The organism is Ruegeria sp. AF2 (genome assembly GCF_056542025.1).
The window spans coordinates 123,991-141,955 of the sequence record NZ_JBQFZC010000006.1; the positions used below are offsets into that span (position 1 = coordinate 123,991).

The 17,965-nt window shown below is 59.2% G+C and carries 14 protein-coding genes; 12 read left to right on the top strand and 2 right to left on the bottom strand.

Annotation, left to right across the window (positions count from 1 at the left end):
- Positions 1–98: 98 nt before the first annotated feature.
- Entirely contained in the window at positions 99–950 is an 852-nt protein-coding gene (locus ACR0NM_RS17490; RefSeq protein ID WP_170398394.1) for a LysR substrate-binding domain-containing protein, read from the top strand.
- Here the strand turns inward: ACR0NM_RS17490 and ACR0NM_RS17495 are convergent.
- Positions 941–1,843 carry a LysR family transcriptional regulator gene (locus ACR0NM_RS17495; RefSeq protein ID WP_480615902.1) on the bottom strand — a complete coding sequence of 301 codons (903 nt, stop codon included), beginning with the start codon at positions 1,841–1,843 and terminating at the stop codon, positions 941–943. The two genes, ACR0NM_RS17490 and ACR0NM_RS17495, sit on opposite strands and share 10 nt — an antisense overlap.
- A 77-nt stretch (positions 1,844–1,920) precedes the next feature.
- On the opposite strand from ACR0NM_RS17495, the gene ACR0NM_RS17500 reads away from it, so the two are divergent.
- From ACR0NM_RS17500 to ACR0NM_RS17520, 5 genes are all read left to right on the top strand, one after another.
- On the top strand, positions 1,921–5,133 hold the full coding sequence (locus tag ACR0NM_RS17500; RefSeq protein ID WP_480615904.1) for a reductive dehalogenase: 3,213 nt from the start codon (positions 1,921–1,923) through the stop codon (positions 5,131–5,133).
- A gap of 129 nt (positions 5,134–5,262) precedes the next feature.
- Entirely contained in the window at positions 5,263–6,129 is an 867-nt protein-coding gene (locus ACR0NM_RS17505; RefSeq protein ID WP_170398402.1) for an FAD binding domain-containing protein, read from the top strand.
- The gene (locus ACR0NM_RS17510) at positions 6,126–6,605 is read left to right on the top strand and encodes a (2Fe-2S)-binding protein (RefSeq protein ID WP_170408211.1); all 480 of its coding nucleotides are present in this window, start codon (positions 6,126–6,128) and stop codon (positions 6,603–6,605) included. The genes ACR0NM_RS17505 and ACR0NM_RS17510 overlap by 4 nt, the downstream gene beginning before the upstream one ends.
- Complete coding sequence (locus ACR0NM_RS17515) at positions 6,605–8,860, top strand: xanthine dehydrogenase family protein molybdopterin-binding subunit (protein WP_170513769.1); 2,256 nt, start codon at positions 6,605–6,607, stop codon at positions 8,858–8,860. The genes ACR0NM_RS17510 and ACR0NM_RS17515 overlap by 1 nt, the downstream gene beginning before the upstream one ends.
- Positions 8,853–9,098, top strand: a complete 246-nt coding sequence (locus tag ACR0NM_RS17520; protein ID WP_170408213.1) for a MoaD/ThiS family protein — start codon at positions 8,853–8,855, stop codon at positions 9,096–9,098. The genes ACR0NM_RS17515 and ACR0NM_RS17520 overlap by 8 nt, the downstream gene beginning before the upstream one ends.
- Before the next feature lie 28 nt (positions 9,099–9,126).
- Here ACR0NM_RS17520 and ACR0NM_RS17525 read toward each other — a convergent pair whose 3' ends face one another.
- Complete coding sequence (locus tag ACR0NM_RS17525) at positions 9,127–9,999, bottom strand: LysR family transcriptional regulator (RefSeq protein WP_480615906.1); 873 nt, start codon at positions 9,997–9,999, stop codon at positions 9,127–9,129.
- Positions 10,000–10,098: 99 nt separating this feature from the next.
- On the opposite strand from ACR0NM_RS17525, the gene ACR0NM_RS17530 reads away from it, so the two are divergent.
- The 6 genes from ACR0NM_RS17530 to ACR0NM_RS17555 all read left to right on the top strand — a co-directional run bounded on the left by ACR0NM_RS17530 (position 10,099) and on the right by ACR0NM_RS17555 (position 17,745).
- Complete coding sequence (locus ACR0NM_RS17530; RefSeq protein ID WP_170566730.1) at positions 10,099–11,541, top strand: aldehyde dehydrogenase family protein; 1,443 nt, start codon at positions 10,099–10,101, stop codon at positions 11,539–11,541.
- Complete coding sequence (locus ACR0NM_RS17535; protein ID WP_170408216.1) at positions 11,541–12,518, top strand: membrane dipeptidase; 978 nt, start codon at positions 11,541–11,543, stop codon at positions 12,516–12,518. The genes ACR0NM_RS17530 and ACR0NM_RS17535 overlap by 1 nt, the downstream gene beginning before the upstream one ends.
- Positions 12,518–14,200: a hypothetical protein gene (locus tag ACR0NM_RS17540; RefSeq protein WP_480615908.1), complete on the top strand. Its 1,683-nt coding sequence runs from the start codon at positions 12,518–12,520 to the stop codon at positions 14,198–14,200. Before ACR0NM_RS17535 ends, ACR0NM_RS17540 begins: the two co-directional genes overlap by 1 nt.
- A complete protein-coding gene (locus tag ACR0NM_RS17545; RefSeq protein ID WP_170408218.1) occupies positions 14,197–14,826 on the top strand; it encodes a DUF3726 domain-containing protein in 630 nt (209 codons plus the stop codon). Before ACR0NM_RS17540 ends, ACR0NM_RS17545 begins: the two co-directional genes overlap by 4 nt.
- A 13-nt stretch (positions 14,827–14,839) precedes the next feature.
- On the top strand, positions 14,840–15,850 hold the full coding sequence (locus ACR0NM_RS17550) for an Ldh family oxidoreductase (protein WP_170566737.1): 1,011 nt from the start codon (positions 14,840–14,842) through the stop codon (positions 15,848–15,850).
- 77 nt (positions 15,851–15,927) lie between these two features.
- Positions 15,928–17,745 (top strand): BCCT family transporter, encoded by a 1,818-nt coding sequence (locus ACR0NM_RS17555; RefSeq protein WP_480615910.1) that lies wholly within the window; start codon positions 15,928–15,930, stop codon positions 17,743–17,745.
- Positions 17,746–17,965 lie beyond the last annotated feature (220 nt).

Below are 17,965 nucleotides of genomic sequence, written 5' to 3' on the forward strand. Positions count from 1 at the left end.
CGCTCCTTTGCGATGTTTGGTATAAAGATGGCTGGCAGCGTTCACTTTGACCAATCAGTTCTATTGCGCATAGGCTGTAGAAAATCTACAGTCTAGTTATGCCCGCTCTTCCACCTCTCAATGCGATGCGCGCCTTTGAGGCCTCGGCACGCCACTTGAACTTTCGCTTGGCTGCGGAAGAAATCGGCGTAACCCAAGGGGCCGTTGCGCAGCAGGTGCGGGGGTTGGAGGCGCGGCTGGGCACTGCACTCTTTGAACGACTACCACGTGGGTTGCGCTTGACCGAAGCGGGGCGTCGGTTCCACGCGCCGCTGCGTCGGGCGTTTCGGCTGATTGAAGAGGCTGTCGATGAGCTGGCTGATCAGCGGCAGATCACGATCTCGGTCACGCCCAGCTTTGCCTCAAAATGGCTGGTGCCGCGTCTGAATGATTTTGTGACCCGCCATCCCGATATCTCGGTGCAGGTTGACGCGCGCGAGCGGTTGGCGGATTTCCAGTCTGATGGAATCGATATTGCAGTACGCCAGAGCCGTTCACCGGTTGCTCGAGATCTGCAAGCAACACCTTTGTTCTCGACCGAATTCGTTGTCGTGGGCAGTCCGGACCTCGCATCGCAAATTTCAGGTCCAGACGACCTGATGCAACACGTTTTGCTCAGCGATTCCCATGGGCTGTGGCCGTTGTTTCTTGAACGCGCCGGGGTCGAGGGGAAGCCGCGGATGATGAGTTTCAGCCAGACAAGTCTGGCGATAGACGCCGCTGTCTCGGGGCAAGGCTTTGCGCTGGCCAATGCGCCACTTGTGTCTGCGGAACTGGCTTCGGGTCGGTTGGTGCAGCCGCTCTCTGAGGTGCTGGTTGACGATTTGAGCTTTTTCATCGTCACCCCGCAGAAACCGCGCCAACCGGAGCTGGTGAAACAGATGCGCGACTGGTTGCTATCTCAGGTCTGAAGCGAGGCCGCAATCGCGTCGATCCGGTCGCGTAACCAACGATGTGCCGGGTCGTTGGACGAGCGTTGGTGCCAGACCATATAGATTGACACTGCTTCACATTTGAACGGCAGTGGTGCGCTGTCCAGCGTGGCAAGCGGCCCGCGTTTCATCAGCGCCGTGTCGGTCGAGATCAGGTCGCTGCCTTTCACGAAAGGCGGGATTGCGTTGAAATGCGGCAGGGTTACGACGGGCGGTCTGATCTGGCTTTGATCAACGCCACGCATCACGGCACGGGCGTTGCGCCCGTCGGCAAATCGCACCTCGACATGATCGCTGTTGCAATAGGAGCGCCAATCCTCAGGCGGATCACGGTGAGCGGCATCATAGAATACCAACAAGGGGCTGGTGATCAGCCGCTTCTGAAAGATATCCGGCCCATCCGGTGGCAGCGGGGTGAGCATCAATTGACACCGGTCGCTGCGCAGCAAGTCCGGGTCAGGAACACCCGACGGGATGAACTCCAGCCGCAACCTGACGCCTTCGGCGCGTGTCGCCCGCAGAAGTTCGGGAAAGATCAACTCACGCGGCATGTCGTTGGTGGCGATCTGAATGTCCATCTGTTCGGACAGCGGATCAAACGGGCGACCTTCGGTCAGGGCGCGCATGTTGTCCAGCACCTGTTGCACCGGCTCTTTCAACGACAAAGCGCGTTCGGTCGGGGTCAGCCCCTGTCCGGATCGGACAAATAGTGGATCGCCCAGCACTTGCCGCAACTTGCCCAGCGTATGGCTGATGGCCGATTGCGTCACCCCTAACCGGTCGGCAGCTTTCGACACCGAGCTTTCTTCGAGTATCGTCAGGAACACCCGTAGGACCTTGCCGTCCAGATCTGTGAAATCAATTCTGCTCATACCATTTATGATTATTCATGAATGGATTTGGTGTCCATGCCGGGGTAGGGGAAAGGGCAGCTAACTGGAGGCGCGCGATGGGGATCCGCTTTTTCTCGGACAAGAACAGACCTGTTCACATGGGTCCGTTCCCGCTGGAACGGCTGGCGCGGCTGGATCGGATGCCTGATCTGGCGCAGGTCGAACCGATGTGTGCGCTTAGCTTTCGCAGGCCCGAGCAGCCCGAAAGCATCGTGAATGCGATGGGCGAGTTTCAGGCGATGATGGACGCAATTCGGGATGGATTTGTGAACCCCGTCGCATCGGAAATTCCTGCCAACCCAGCAGATCGTGCCAATCATCTGAAAGCGTTTGGCTATTTCAACGATGCGTCGATGATGGGCTGTGGGCCGCTACCCGCGGAGGCGATGCTGGCTGAGCCTCGGCGCAACCCGGATATCGACCGGCTGGCTCATGCGCTTAGGACGCGGCAAACCAAAACGCTGGCCTCGGGCATCGATCTGATCATGGCGGATCTAAAAGAAAGCATGGAGGCCGCGCCACGCCCGATGGACTGTCATCGCCATACGCTCGTGTTTCTCTATGAGTTCAACCGCGATCCGGACCCCTCGGAGCCCGGGTCCGATTGGATCATGGATGCGCAGGATCACCGCGCCTGTTTGCTTGCCACCGAGAATGCAGTGGTCATTGCCAACTACATCCGCCTCCTGGGTTTCGATGCGCGGGCGCATACGGCGATGTCCTCTGAGGTTGATCTGGGCAAGCTGGCAGTTGCTGCGGGTCTGGCCTCGGTTGAGGATGGTGCGGTTGTGGTGCCCTGGTTGGGTAAGCGGTTCGGATTGGCCGCTGTGACCACCGAAATGGAGATCGCGCATGACCGACCCTTGCAACCGCTGGCCGAACAACCGTGGTTCCGCACGCAAGGACCTGCATGGTGGCTGGGTGCAGGCTTCGCCAAGAACGCTCTGAACCGGGATGCCTATGCCAAGCGGCGCTATGTGGACGGGGCACATCCTTTTGAAAACCTCAAACGAGTCGACACACCGACCACCTATATCGACGAGCAAAACGTAGCCCGGGTGCCCAAACGCGCAGACATGTTTGCGCGGGCTCAGTTCGGCGACATGGGAAAATCGCTGCAGGATGCGACAAAGGGCGGGCATTACGTGCGCAAATCCGCCCCCAGCTTCGCCCAACGCCGCGCGCTGGGCGCATTTGTTTTGCTGCAGGACGGTGACAGCGCCGAGGCTGTACAACCCACAGATACCGAAAGAAATGCCGCGAATATCAAGGCTGCAACCTATTTCCTTGGGGTCGACGCCGTCGGGCTCAGCCGGTGCCCCGAGTGGAGCTGGTATTCCCATGACGCCACCGGAGACGAAATCGTTCCGCCCCATGATCAGGCGATCAGCATGATCATCGACCAGGGCTATGAGACGATGGAAGGCGCCAGCGGGGATGACTGGATCAGTGTGGCCCAATCTATGCGCGCCTACCTGCGGTTTTCACTGCTGGGGGGCGTGATCGCGCAGCAAATCCGAAATCTCGGCTACAAGGCCAAGGCGCATACGGTGATGGATGGCGAGGTGCTGCAACCGCCGCTGCTGCTGTTGTCGGGGTTGGGCGAGGTCAGTCGGATCGGTGAGGTGATCCTGAACCCCTATCTTGGCCCGCGCCTGAAATCCGGTGTCGTGACAACCGACATGCCGATGACGCATGACACACCCATCGATTTCGGCCTTCAGACGTTTTGCGAAAGCTGCAACAAATGCGCTCGGGAATGCCCTTCGGGCGCGATCACTGCCGGGCCAAAGCTGATGTTCAACGGCTATGAAATCTGGAAATCCGACAGCCAGAAATGCGCCACTTACCGTATCACCACGCCCGGGGGGGCGATGTGCGGACGATGCATGAAGACCTGCCCATGGAATCTCGAAGGTATATTCAAGGAACGCCCGTTCCGATGGGCCGCGATGAATATTCCGCAGGCCGCGCCTGCATTGGCCAAACTGGATGATGCGGTCGGCAATGGTGGTCTAAATAACATCAAGAAATGGTGGTGGGATATCGAGCTGGAACCTGACGGAGCCTATCGCCCGTCGCAGCACCCATTGAACCGGCGGGACCTACAAAAAGACCTCGATTTGAAGTACGAGGATCAGACGCTTGCTGTCTACCCCGCTCCGCTCGCACCGCACCCATGGCCCTATCCCTTCAACGTGGACCGGGAAGCCGGAATTGCCGCCTATGAGGCGATGGTCACAGCTGAAGACTACAAAGCGCGCAAAGCGGCCGGCGATATGTCTGTGATCCACCGTTATCAGGTCGCAGGGGACGCCCCGGTGATGCGGGTGGAATTAACCAAGGTCGACAAGATGACCTCGGATGTCACCAAGTACGAGTTCTCAACCCTCGACGGTGCGCCCTTGCCGAAATGGACGGCGGGTGCGCATCTGGACGTGCTGGTTTCGCCCGAATTCCTGCGGCAGTACTCGATGTCGGGCGATCCCTCCGACCGCAACACTTATCAGATCGGCGTGCTGCGCGAGGATGAGGGGCGCGGCGGCTCGGCCTTGCTGCACCGCATCTTCAACGAAGGGCGCAAGGTCTTCATCTCAAAGCCGATAAACCATTTTGAGCTGGACGAGACTGCAACCAAAACCTTCCTGATGGGCGGTGGTATTGGCATCACGCCGATGATTGCTTTTGCCCACCGACTGTATGCGATGGGCAAACCGTTCGAGTTACACTATTCCGCCAGCACACGAGCAGGTGCCGGATATCTGGATGATCTGGCGGCTGTGCCATGGGCCGATCACGTGCACTATCACTTCTCGGACGAGGGCACACGGGCCGATCTGGAGGCCGTTCTGGGCGGATATCAGGACGGATGGCACGTTTATACCTGCGGCCCTGACCGCTATATGGACGGCGTCATTCACGCAGCCGAACGGCAGGGGTTTCCGGAAGGTGCACGGCATCTCGAATATTTCTCGGTGCCGGAACAGCCCGAATATGAGAACCATCCGTTCACTCTGAAATTGGCGAAATCGGGTCGGGAGTTGACTGTACCCGCTGACAAAGATGCGGCGCAGGTACTTAATGAGGCGGGCTTTCACGTGGATGTGAAATGCGCTGATGGGATCTGCGGGGTCTGCAAATGTGACGTGATTTCAGGTGAGATCGAACACCGCGATTTCGTTTTGTCCAACAAACAACGCGAAGGTGCGATCATACTGTGCCAAAGCCGGGCGGCCCGGGCAGACGGGGTGATCGAGATCGATCTGTGATTGCTCTCGATAAAACGACATTTTGAATCCCAAAAATTGGTCGTTCCAGCCATGGACGCCGCCGACTTGCTGCACTAACGTCCCCGGCGAACCCCAGTCTATCCTGATCAACAGGTGCGAGGTACTTTCATGGATTATCACAGCCCCGCCAGCTTTGCCGAGGCGTCGGCTCTGGCCGCAAATGCAACGGGCATCACTCGGTTTCTGGCAGGCGGCACCGATGTGCTGGTGCAGTTGCGCTCGGAATTGGTGACGCCCGATACACTGATCGACATCAAGAAGATCGATGGCGTTAGCGAAATTACCCGCAATGCCGATGGCAGCTGGACGCTGGGCGTCGCCGCGACCGGCGCCGAGATGAGCGAGCACGCCGCGTTGGGCCGCGATTGGCCGGGTGTGGTCGAGGCGATGGATCTGATTGGATCGACTCAGGTACAGGGGCGTGCGACGCTGACCGGGAATCTGTGCAATGGCTCTCCGGCGGCGGACTCGGTGCCAGCGATGGTTGCGGCAGGCGTTACAGTCACCGTGACGGGCCCGGACGGCACACGAGAGGTGGCGGTCGAAGACATCCCGACGGGACCCGGCAAGACCTCACTGGCCAAAGGCGAACTGATCTCGGCGGTCAACATTCCAGCGCGTGGCGACAACGCCGGTGACGCCTATCTGCGCTTTATCCCGCGCACCGAGATGGATATCGCGGTGGTTGGTGTGGGCGTAAACTTACGACTGGATGGCGATACCATCACCGAGGCGCGCGTCTCACTGGGGGCTGTCGCACCAACCGTCTTGCTGGTTGAAGACTGCGCCAAAGCGCTGATTGGCAGCGCGTTGGATGACGCGGCGCTGGACGCGCTCGCTGCAGCGGCCTCGGCTGCCTGCAACCCCATTGATGACAAACGCGGCACTATTGCATTCCGCACCGAAGTTGCTGGCGTTCTGGCCAAGCGCGCCGCAAAAATCGCCTATGCCCGCGCAAAGGGAGAAGACGTATGAGTAAGTTCCACGTATCCACCACCGTAAATGGGGACGCGGTTGAATACCTCTGCGACCCACGCGAAACCCTGCTGGACTGTCTGCGCGACAAGCTGAACCTGACCGGCGCGAAAGAGGGCTGCGGCACCGGCGATTGCGGTGCTTGTTCGGTCAGCGTCGATGGCCGTCTTGTGTGTTCATGCCTGATGTTGGGCGTCGAGGCTGAAGGTAAGCAGATCGAAACGGTTGAAGGGATCGCGGACGGCGACGTCCTGCATCCGCTGCAAAAGAAGATGATCGAGTATGCCGCCCTGCAATGCGGCATCTGTACCCCGGGCATTCTGGTGGCGGCCAAGTCGCTGCTGGAAAAGAACCCCAATCCCACCGAAGAGGAAACCCGGTACTGGCTGGCAGGCAATCTCTGCCGCTGCACTGGCTATGACAAGATTATTCGCGCCGTGATGGATACGGCGGCTGAGATGCGGGAGGCTTCGTAATGGCACTGGACGATCGCAAATCTGACTTCACGTTTGTCGGCACCCGCCCTGACCGCCCTGACGGTCTGGACAAGGTGACGGGCCGCGCCAAGTTCGGTGCGGATATCTCAGCCCCCGGCATGTTGCATGGCGCCATCCTGCGTTCACCCCATGCCCATGCGCGGATCGTCAAGATTGATGCTTCAAAGGCCGAGGCCCACAAAGACGTCAAAGCCGTCGTGACCCGCGCCGATTTCGCCGATGTTCCGTTCAAGCCGGGGCTGGAAGGCGAATTCTGGAACGTGCTGGAAAATGTCATGGCGGGCGAAAAGGCTCTGTATGACGGCCACGCGGTAGCAGCAGTTGCAGCGACATCAGCCTTGGCGGCACGCGATGCGCTGAAGCTGATCGAGGTTGAATATGAAGTTTTGCCCCACGTCACAGATGTGGACAAGGCGATGGCCCCCGACGCGCCTGTCATCCGCGAAGGCGCAGCGGACTACTCGGTGCCCGAGGGGATGCACCCCAACGTGGTGCGCTATCACGAAAGCGGCCATGGAGATGTCGAAGCCGGATTTGCCGAGGCGGATCTGGTAATTGAGGACAGCTTCGTTACCGAGGCAACCCATCAGGGTTACATTGAACCTCATGCCTGCATGGGGTCTCTGGGTACTGACGGCAAAGGTGAGCTTTGGTGCACCACCCAGGGCCATTGGATCGCACAGAAAACCTGCGCGGCGTTGCTGGGCATCGAAACCTCACAACTGCGTGTTACCGCGTCTGAGATCGGCGGCGGCTTTGGTGGTAAGACCACTGTGTTCATCGAACCGGTTGCGTTGGCGCTCAGCCGCAAGGCCAACCGCCCCGTAAAGATCGTGATGACCCGGTCCGAGGTGTTCCGTGCGACCGGCCCGACCTCATCGGCGTCGATGGATATCAAGATCGGTATGAAGAAGGACGGCACCATCACGGCAGCCGAAGGCATCTTCCGCCTGCAGGGCGGTGCCTTCCCGGGTGCGCCGGGCGACATGACCGCCATGTGTGCCTTTGCGCCCTACAACCTGACCAACGTTCGCCAGGTCGGTTATGACGTAATGGCCAACCGCCCGAAACAGGCCGCCTATCGCGCGCCAGGTGCTCCGATGGGTGCGTTCGCGGTCGAATCCGTTCTGGATGAGCTGTGCAATCAACTCGGCCTCGACCCGGTGGATGTGCGCCTAAAAAACGCCGCGCATGAAGGCACCAAAGCCAGCTATGGCCCGACCTATGAGCGCATAGGTCTTGTCGAAACGCTTGAGGCCGCCAAGGCGCATCCGCATTACTCGGCCCCGTTGAAGCCGGGGCAAGGGCGCGGGATTTCCTGTGGGTTCTGGTTCAACCATGGTGGTGAGACCTCGGTATCTCTGGCGCTGTCCGAGGACGGCTCGGCCCAAGTCATGGTCGGTACGCCGGATATCGGCGGATCACGCGCGTCAATGGCGCTGATGGCGGCCGAGGTTCTGGGCATTCCCTACGAGAACATTCGCGTCACCGTCGCCGATACGGCAACGCTGGGTTACAATGATGTGAGCCACGGCAGCCGCGTGACCTATGCCTCGGGTCTGGCGACAATCAAGGCGGCGCGCCACGCGGTCGAGCAGCTATGCGCCCGCGCAGCGGCCAGTTGGGGAATCCCGGTTGATGCGGTGAAATGGGAGAACGGCTGTGCCGTGCCCTCAGGCCCCAATGCCGGTGACTTCGATCCGCGCCCGCTGGCCGATATCACCGCCCATATGGGCGCGACCGGCGGCCCGATCTCGGGCCATTTCGAGGCCACGCCGGAAGGCGCGGGTGTATCCTTTGGCACCCATATCGTGGATGCCGAGGTCGACCCGGAAACCGGCAAGACCAGCATCACCCGCTACACGGTCATTCAGGACGCGGGCAAGGCGATCCACCCGACCTATGTCGAAGGCCAGTATCAGGGCGGAGCTGCGCAGGGCATCGGTTGGGCGCTGAACGAGGAATATATCTATGGTGAGGATGGCCGCTTGCAGAACTCGATTTTCCTCGATTACCGCATCCCGGTCGCCAGCGATCTGCCGATGATCGACACGGTGATTGTCGAAGTGCCCAACCCCGGCCACCCGTTCGGTGTGCGTGGTGTGGGAGAGACCGGCATCGTGCCGCCCTTGGCCGCCATCGCCAACGCGGTCTCCAACGCGGCCGGTGTACGCCTGAAGCAACTGCCAATGTCCCCGCCGCGCATTCTTGCCGCGCTCAAGGACAATGGTTGAGGTCCACCTCTGGTCTAGCCTCCGGTCTTTGACCGGGGGTCGCGAGGTGGTCGAGGTTGAGGCCGCCACCACGGGCGAATTGCTGCAGGAACTGGTGCGTATACATCCCCGGCTGCAGGCACCGATCGATGCTGGGGTCTCGGTGGCGTTGGACGGGCGCATCATCGCGACCGGACTGTCTGAGCCGATTCCGGAAGGTGCCGAGGTTTATCTGATGCAGCGTCTCAGGGGCGGTTGAAGGCGAAAGGTCTAATCGACTCCCTCCCTCACGCGAAATCACGGGATAGGATGAACGCGCAACACTGCTCGGTCAGATCTTGGAAGCGCGAACGCTCGCGGACATAGAGATACACTTGCCTTTTGTCGTGAAGGTCCGTGATCGGGCGGTAAGACACCGCCTCCGGCAAGAATTCGGCAACGGTTTGAGGAAGCACTGTGATCCACTCGCCCGATCGCACCAGCGTGATCAATGAATGCGTGTTGTGAATTGTGATCTCGGCGTTTTTGATTGCCGTATGGAAAGCCGGCGTTTGAATCAGATCGCACAACGTGTTTCGGACAAAGGGCGCGGTGGCGATGTCGGGGATATTCAGCGGTTCTGCGCGTGTGATCAGAGGATGATCCGAGGCCGCGACCAATCCAAAGGAGTCCTGAAAAAGCGGAATGGTTCGGATGCCGTTCAGGGCGTGATACCCGGATGCGATTCCGATATCTGCCTGATCCTGAGCGATAGCATCCAACACCTGCTGCGTGTCGGTGTCGCGCAGCTCGATCTTCACCCCGGGGGATTCGCTGCTCATGTGGTGCAATAGTGGTGGAAAGATCAACGCGCCAACCGACGGGACGGATACGATCCGGATCAATCCCTGTTCAGCCAGCGCGGCGGCCTCGATATTCTGGACGGTCTGATCGAATTGGCGCACTTGCCGCAAGCCCAGATCGAGTACCTGCTCACCCAGCGGGGAAAGCTGGTTCTTGCGCTCGCCTTCGAACAGCTTTTTGCCCAGATGGTCTTCGAGCTGCTTCAATGTCATCGAGACGGCTGATTGCGTTCGACCAAGGCGGTCGGCGGCCTCGGACAGGTTCCCGGTCTGGGCCACCGTGCAAAAGCAACGCAGCATCTCAATCTTGATTGCCAACTTCAGTTTCCTTGAAGTTTGTTTAAGTTATTTGAGTTTGACTGATGTGCATCGGAAAATCCATCCTGTGACAAACGAATTCTGACTCTGGGGCGCATTGTGACCAAACTGAACCTGATCGCTGGCGAATGGCTGGCAGGCGAAAGCGAAATCGAAAACCGCAACCCTTCTGATTTGACTGACCTGGTTGGTATGTTCGCGCAAGCCAGCAGCGACCAACTTGAAGCGACGCTGGATCAGGCGCGTATCGCGCAAGCTGAATGGGCTGCCTATGGGCTGGAACGTAAGCAGGCCGTTCTGAACGCCATCGGTAACGAGCTGATGACCCGCGCCGAGGAACTGGGCACGTTGCTCAGCCGGGAAGAGGGCAAGCCGCTGGCCGAAGGTAAGGGCGAGGTCTATCGAGCGGGTCAGTTCTTTACCTACTACGCCGCTGAATGTCTTCGTCAGATTGGGGAAAACGCCGACTCCGTTCGACCCGATATCGAGATTGACGTGCGCCGCGAAGCGGTGGGTGTTGTCGCCATTATCAGCCCGTGGAACTTTCCCACCGCGACCGCTTCGTGGAAGATTGCGCCCGCACTGTGCTATGGCAACGCTGTGGTGTGGAAACCGGCGAACATCACCCCGGCCTCGGCCGTGGCACTGACCGAAATCATCGAACGGCAGGACATTCCCAAAGGTCTGTTCAGCCTCGTTATGGGCTCAGGCCGCAGCATCGGGCAGCGTTTGGTCGAAAGTCCTAAGGTCAACGCGATCTCTTTCACCGGCTCGGTTCCAGTAGGCAAGGGCATCGCGGCGGCGGCGATCCAGAACCTGACCAAAGTTCAGATGGAGATGGGGTCCAAGAACGCGCTGGCCGTGATGGACGACGCGGATTTGGATCTTGCGGTTTCGCTGGCATTGGGCGGCGCATTCGGCGGCACCGGTCAGAAATGCACCGCCTCGTCGCGGCTGGTGGTGCATGCAGGCATCCATGATGCTTTTGTCGAGAAACTCGTCGCAGGCGCGCAGGCGATGAAAGTTGGCCACGCGCTGGAAGAAGGTGTTCAGATGGGCCCCGTCGTAAGCCAGCAGCAACTAGGCGAGAACCTCGCCTATGTCGATCTGGGTAAATCTGAAGGGGCCGAACTGGCCTGCGGTGGACAGCGCCTAGAGATGCCGCATGAGGGCTTCTACATGTCGCCGGGCGTGTTCCTGAACACCACCAACGACATGCGCATAAACCGCGAGGAAATGTTTGCGCCGCTGACCAGCGTCATCAAGGTTGGCAGCTATGACGAGGCGCTGAGTGTGGTGAACGACACCAATTTCGGCCTGACCTCGGGCATCGTGACTAAATCGCTGGCCCGTGCCACCCATTTCCGCCGCAATGCGCGAACTGGTGTGGTGACGGTGAATCTGCCTACGGCAGGCACCGATTATCACGTACCCTTTGGCGGTCGCGGCGACAGCTCGTACGGGCCGCGCGAACAAGGCAAAGCAGCGGCAGAGTTCTATACCACCGTCAAGACCGCCTATATCAGCGCAGGCCCCGTCTGATGCGTATCGACGCGCTGCAATATGTCAACTGGTCGGAGAAGATATTCCGCCAACTGCGCGAAGGCGGCGTGGATGCGATCCACGTCACCATCGCTTATCATGAGAATTTCCGCGAAACCGTTCTGAACTTTGAAAAGTGGAATCGCTGGTTCGAGCAATACCCGGACCTGATCATGAAAGGCCGTTGGGCCAGCGACATCGACATCGCGCGCGAAACGGGGCGGACGGCTGTGTTCTTCGGGTTTCAGAACCCATCCCCGATCGAAGACGATATCGGTCTGGTTGAGGTTCTGCATGATCTGGGCGCTCGCTTCATGCAGCTGACCTATAACAACCAGTCGCTGCTGGCGACCGGCTGTTACGAGGCCGAAGACACCGGCATCACCCGCATGGGCAAGCAGGTGATCAAAGAGATGAACCGCGTGGGCCTTGTTGTCGATATGAGCCATTCGGCGGATCGGTCGACCATCGAAGCGGCGGAATTGTCCGAGCGCCCCATCGCCATCACCCATGCCAATCCGCACGAATGGTCACCCGCTTTACGCAACAAGCGCGATGCGGTGATCCGGGCGGTGACGGAAAATGGTGGGATGCTGGGCTTTTCGGTCTATCCTCATCACCTCAAGGACAAGTCCGACTGCACGTTGGAGAGTTTCTGTGAGATGATCGCCCGAACGGCTGAGAAATACGGTGCCCAGCATCTGGGGATTGGCACCGACCTGTGTCAAGATCAGCCCGACAGTGTGGTTGAATGGATGCGCGTGGGGCGCTGGACAAAACAGATCGACTATGGCGAGGGTTCGGCCTCGGCCCCCGGTTTCCCGCCCATGCCGGGCTGGTTTCGGGACAATCGCGACTTCGGCAACATCGAGTCCGGCTTGCGCGCCACTGGCATGAACTCCGACGAGGTCGCGGGGATCATGGGCGGCAACTGGTACCGCTTCTTTGCCGATAATTTTGGTCCACAAGGCACATGATGGACCAAAGCCCGCATATCGCACGCCGCGACCCGGCCACTGTGATGCGCCTGTCCCGTCTAGGATCGTTGCATCAATGCCGTCTTAGTTTTATGCGGCAATTGACCCGTCGGATGGCTGCCGAAAACTGGACATTCACCCGCCCGGTCTTCCTGATTGATGAAAAGGGCGTCGGTCACGCGGTTTACACCGCACAAGGTCCCGAACGCGCTTATTCGTTGGTGGCGTTTGCCCATGATCTGCCACCCGAGCAACGCTCGGATCGTGTGATCGCCGAGGCATGGGACGCGACCTTTGCGTTGTTTGACGGAATTCCTGACCCGGAAGACATTGAGCGGCTTTCGCAAAACGTACCTCTGCAAGAGGCCGGGCGTGTAAGCGAAAGAGAGCTGTCCTTGTCACGGGCCAACCGCTCGGTGCGTCTGTGGGCACATGTTGTGGATCGTCTTGCCACCGGTCAGCAGCCCGACCTCGAACAGATTTACAAGGTCGGTTACCTGATGCGGACAACCGCCGTCTATGGCTCGGGCAAGTTCGGCGCGGCGGATCGTGAGAGGATTGCAGACCGAGACGAAGTCAGCGCGCCATTTCAGGCCGAGATGCTTTCGGTCTACCTGACGCGGACCTTCGTGCGCGATCTGGTGCAACATATGGCCCGCACCAAGGGTGGCGACCAGACCGCAGAGTTGAACCCGGAAATCGCGCGTTGGCTGGGTATAGGCAATTCGACCGGGCTAGGTATGGCGCCTTTCATCGTCAATCACCCGATCCTGTTCAACAACTGGATCATGGTCCGGGAAGAGGCGATCTCGCGGGTTCGGTCCATTGAGACCGCAACAGAGGCAGAAGCGGCCAAGTTTCGCAACATCTTCGCCCGTAGCAGATTGTCGATCTCGTGGTGGAAGTCCGAGCATCCAATCCAGATCGAAAAGCTCGCGGCGCTGAATGCTGACTTGTGCGCAATATCGGACTATCTCGACAAGACCGATCTGACGGGCAATCAGCCCTGGGACCGCTTGATAAAGTGGTCTCAGGCTGCGCTCAGCGAAGAAGGGCAGGAGTTGTTGGCCTCACTGATCCTTGAACCCTACGGAGAACTGGTCGATGGGCTGACCAGCTGTATGGCGGACAGCAACGGTGCGGCGCATGTGATTGATGGCACGATGACCGTTGGCGCAGTGCGCGACCTTATCCGCGCCAGCTTTGGCTGGGCAATGGATCTGGACTGGAACGCGCCCGAACACTGCGCGCGCGCTTGGTATGTGTCCGAGGAAAAGCTCGAGCCCCGGCTGGGTGAGCGGTTTGACGAACCGATTGCAGACTACGAACAGCCGCTAGCCCCGGCGCGCGACGCGGCTCTGGCCGAAAGCGCGCTTTCGGAATGGGCGGATGGTGCACCCATCGCCGAGTTCCTACTTGAACACCCTGAACACCGCCACACGATCCGTCGCGCGCAAATGAGCCGCGTCGCGCCTTACGGCGAAATTCGCGACAACACGATCAGCGCGGATGTTCTGCCGATCGACATGCTGCGTGCCAAACTCTCGTTCTTTGGCGCCACGCATTTCGATCCTCGTTCAGACCGCTGGGTACGTATCTGCATGTATGCTGGCGCGCCTTATCCCGAAGAGTTAAGCAGCAAGACTGCCGATCTGTGGATCTATCCGGAGCTAGGATCGTGAACGTATCGCTGAATGAGGTCGAAGCCACGGCCAAACGCGCCGCGCGCGGAGCCGGATATCCATGGGGTCTGGCGGAAGAGGCGGGCAAAGCCACACGTTGGCTATGCGCGCACGGGATTGATGGCACGAAATCCCTGGCGCAATTGTTGGAGCAAGGTCTGGCGGCCTCACTCAAGAATCACCGCCCGGTTGAGATGCAGTCGGCTTGGGCGGGGCAAGGCGTGCTTTGTCCGATCATTACGGGCGCGTTGCTTTCTGATCGGTCTGACCTGCTGCACGCAGGTCCCATACGTATCCAAAACCTTGCGGTGCCTGTCTATCTGCTGCCCTTCGTAGCTTCTGCGGCGCGCGCTCAGGGTAGCGTGATCTCGCTTACGTCCGACCTGTTCTCGGCCGCAACGGATGGCGGTCATTTGGAAGCCGGGCAGGAATGGCCCGCGCTTTCTGATCACGTCCAGATCGCGCTGGGCGGCCAACTCTCCACCCCTCGACCGCAAGTGACCCGCGCAACCCCGGACCCGGACAGTTGGGACACCCTTAACCGATTTGCCCACCGCACCTATGCGCCCGCCACCGAAGAATCCCGGCTGTTGGGTGCCGGTGCGGGCCTTTCCGACAATGACTGAATGAGAGACCGACATGATCGAAACCCGTACCCTTAGCCTTGCTGAAATCGAGGATCTTTCTTTCCGTGCGTTGGTGTCCGCGGGCACCAGCGAAGAAAACGCGCGTCCATTGGCAATTGCAACCGCCGCAACCGAGGCGGACGGGGTAGCGAGCCATGGTCTGGCCTATATCCCGATCTATTGCGAACATGTTCAGTGCGGCAAGGTAGATGGGCAGGCCACCCCTCAGCTGTCCCAGCCGCGCCCCGGCGTAGTGACGGTCGACGCCGCGACCGGGTTCGCCCACACGGCGATCGACGCGGGGTTCGAGGCATTGATCGCTGCGGCGCGCACGCAGGGCGTTGCGGTGCTGGCGATCCGCAACAGCTATAACTGCGGCGTTCTGGGGTATCACACCTACCGGCTGGCGCAGGCTGGTTTTGTGGGACTTGGGTTCACCAACGCGCCCGCCTCCATCGCGCCGTCCGGTGGTGCCAAACCGGTGGTCGGAACCAACCCATTTTCAATCGCGGTCCCTGGAAACGACGGCCAACCCGCATTACTGATCGATCAAAGCGCCAGCACCATCGCCAAAAGCGAGGTCATGAAACACGCGCGCGAAGGCAAACCAATCCCGGTTGGCTGGGCGTTGGACGCAGATGGCAACCCTACGACCGACCCGAATGTTGGGCTTAAGGGTTCCATGGCCCCATCGGGTGGGTACAAGGGGGTTGGCGTTGCCCTGATGACCGAGGTTTTGGCTGCAGCGCTGACTGGTGCCACGCTTGGGATACACGCCTCACCTTTTTCGGGAACCGCCGGTGGGCCTCCGAAAACAGGCCAGTTCTTTATTGCAATTGACGCTTCTGCGACTGCGGATGACGCATTTTCTTCCAGAATTGTCGATCTTGTCGAAGCGATCCGATCTCAGAACGGCGCACATTTGCCCGGTGACGGCCGCCAGGCAAAGCGTTTGGTGGCCAAGAACGATGGTGTGGCTGTCAGTGTAGCGACCCTCGACAAAATAGAAGCTCTGCTGACGTAGGGCTCGATGGCGAAGCTCCGGGACGCTCATGAAGATCTTTCTGGAAATCAGGACACGTGCGAATAGGGAGGAAACACATGTCTATGAAGGAACCTTTTACCGATCTGGAGATCAAGCGATCTTCGGGCGGGTTTTATGAAGGGCACAGTGTTGAGATTGCCTTGCTGAGCAAGTCAATCATGGTCGCGCTGGTTATCTGGGCGCTTGTCTGGCCCGCAAATGCAAACGGAGTTCTTGGAAGCCTGAACTCGCGTCTGCTGGAAGATTTCAACGCCTTCTATATCATTATTGTCGGCTTTTTTGTCTTTTTCCTGTTTGTCGTGGCGGCGCTGCCGCAAACCGGTAAGCGGCTTATGGGCCCAGAGGGCGAAAAACCAGAATTCTCGGATTTCTCATGGTTTTCGATGATGTTTGGCGCGGGCTTGGGCGTCGGTCTCATGGTGTTCGCTACCGCTGAGCCTTTAGGGCTGTGGGGATCGAACCCGGTTGTCATCGCGGGCGATGTCGTCGGCAATAGCGAAGACGCATTGCAGTCAGGATATCGCTACACTTTCTTGCATTACGGGTTTCACGCCTGGGCGATCTATGTGGTGACCGGCCTGTCGCTGGCCTATTACGCCTACACGCGCAACATGCCCCTGACTATTCGCACCGCGCTGACACCTCTGTTCGGCAAGCTGATGAACGGCTTCCTGGGCCACGTCGTGGATGTACTGGGCGTGGTGGCAACCATTTTGGGTGTTTCAGTTACCATCGGTTACGGGGTTTCGCAGTTCATCGACGGCCTTTACGCCATTTCAGGTATGGAATGGATGATGGATCTGACCGGTGACGCACCGGCCCCCAGCACTGTTGGTCTGCTGGCTGGCCTCATCGTGATCATGGGCCTCTCGATCATCTCGGCTGTCTCTGGTGTTGGTCGTGGCGTCAAGTACCTGTCTAACCTGAACCTGGTGTTGTCGCTGATCCTGTTGCTGGTCTTTGTTGTCTTTGGGTCGTTCCTGTTCGCGATGACGACTTACGCAACTGCATTTGTCGATTACATCCAGCACTTCATTTCGCTCAGCTTTGGTGCTTTCAATCCGCAATCGGCGGCGGCGTTTGATGCCGCCCTGCCGAGTGAAGCAGCGCCGTTTGCCGATGCGCTTTACGCCGGTGCGACCAATCCTTGGGGATCGTTTGACGGGTTCAAATCTGGCCTAGAAGGCGACGCCGCCTCGCTGCCGGAATCTGTTCTGGCTTCGGTCTACGCTGCAGGTGATCCGGGTCGGCAGTTTGGCTGGCAAGCGGGCTGGACCACGTTCTACTGGGCCTGGTGGATCGCGTTTTCGCCTTTCGTCGGCCTGTTCCTGGCGCGCATTTCCAAGGGACGCTCTGTGCGTGAGTTCATCATCGGTTGTGTCTTTGCCCCTGCGCTGGTCTGCTTTGCGTGGATGACCATTCTGGGTGGCACCGCGATCGATCTAGAACTGAATGGCACCGCCGAAGGCGCGATCATCGGGGCGTCGAACACCGCCAAGCTGTTTGTCACCTTGCAAGAGATGATCACCGGTGGGCTGTTGTCTGGCATCACCGTGATGTGTGTCGTCCTGATCATGACCTTCCTGGTCACCTCGGCGGACTCGGGCATTCTGGTGATGAACACCATCATGTCTGGCGGAGATCAGAACATCGGCAACAAGCACAAGATCGTCTGGGGCCTTATCCTGACAGCGGTGATTGGCGCTCTGATCCTCGCTGCGGGTGAAAACAATCCGATGGACGCCTTGCGAAATGCGATGATCATCGGTGCGCTACCCTTTACGATGGTCATGGGCCTGATGTGTATAGCGCTTGCCAAGGCGCTTTATCGCGATGGTCTGAGGCAAAAGCAGACCACAGCACCTGCGGAATAAACCTAGGCACGGGCGGTTGTGATGCAACCGCCCGCTGTCGTCAGGCGCTTTTGCGCGCGTCAACTTCAACTCAATTCAATGAAAATTCCAGTGGCAGAGACGCCACGTGATCGTGCACCATTCGAAGCATTATGTCGGACATGAAGATGGTGTGCCCGGAGGGAATTGAATTTGGATGAGGGAGTGCCAATACATTGATTTAATGATATAAAACCATACG

Coding starts and splice junctions, on each gene's coding strand:
- ACR0NM_RS17555 (WP_480615910.1), top strand. CDS start 15,928: ATGTCTATGAAGGAACCTTTTACCGATCTGGAGATCAAGCGATCTTCG.
- ACR0NM_RS17500 (WP_480615904.1), top strand. CDS start 1,921: ATGGGGATCCGCTTTTTCTCGGACAAGAACAGACCTGTTCACATGGGT.
- ACR0NM_RS17510 (WP_170408211.1), top strand. CDS start 6,126: ATGAGTAAGTTCCACGTATCCACCACCGTAAATGGGGACGCGGTTGAA.
- ACR0NM_RS17505 (WP_170398402.1), top strand. CDS start 5,263: ATGGATTATCACAGCCCCGCCAGCTTTGCCGAGGCGTCGGCTCTGGCC.
- ACR0NM_RS17540 (WP_480615908.1), top strand. CDS start 12,518: ATGGACCAAAGCCCGCATATCGCACGCCGCGACCCGGCCACTGTGATG.
- ACR0NM_RS17550 (WP_170566737.1), top strand. CDS start 14,840: ATGATCGAAACCCGTACCCTTAGCCTTGCTGAAATCGAGGATCTTTCT.
- ACR0NM_RS17495 (WP_480615902.1), bottom strand. CDS start 1,843: ATGAGCAGAATTGATTTCACAGATCTGGACGGCAAGGTCCTACGGGTG.
- ACR0NM_RS17535 (WP_170408216.1), top strand. CDS start 11,541: ATGCGTATCGACGCGCTGCAATATGTCAACTGGTCGGAGAAGATATTC.
- ACR0NM_RS17520 (WP_170408213.1), top strand. CDS start 8,853: ATGGTTGAGGTCCACCTCTGGTCTAGCCTCCGGTCTTTGACCGGGGGT.
- ACR0NM_RS17490 (WP_170398394.1), top strand. CDS start 99: ATGCCCGCTCTTCCACCTCTCAATGCGATGCGCGCCTTTGAGGCCTCG.
- ACR0NM_RS17515 (WP_170513769.1), top strand. CDS start 6,605: ATGGCACTGGACGATCGCAAATCTGACTTCACGTTTGTCGGCACCCGC.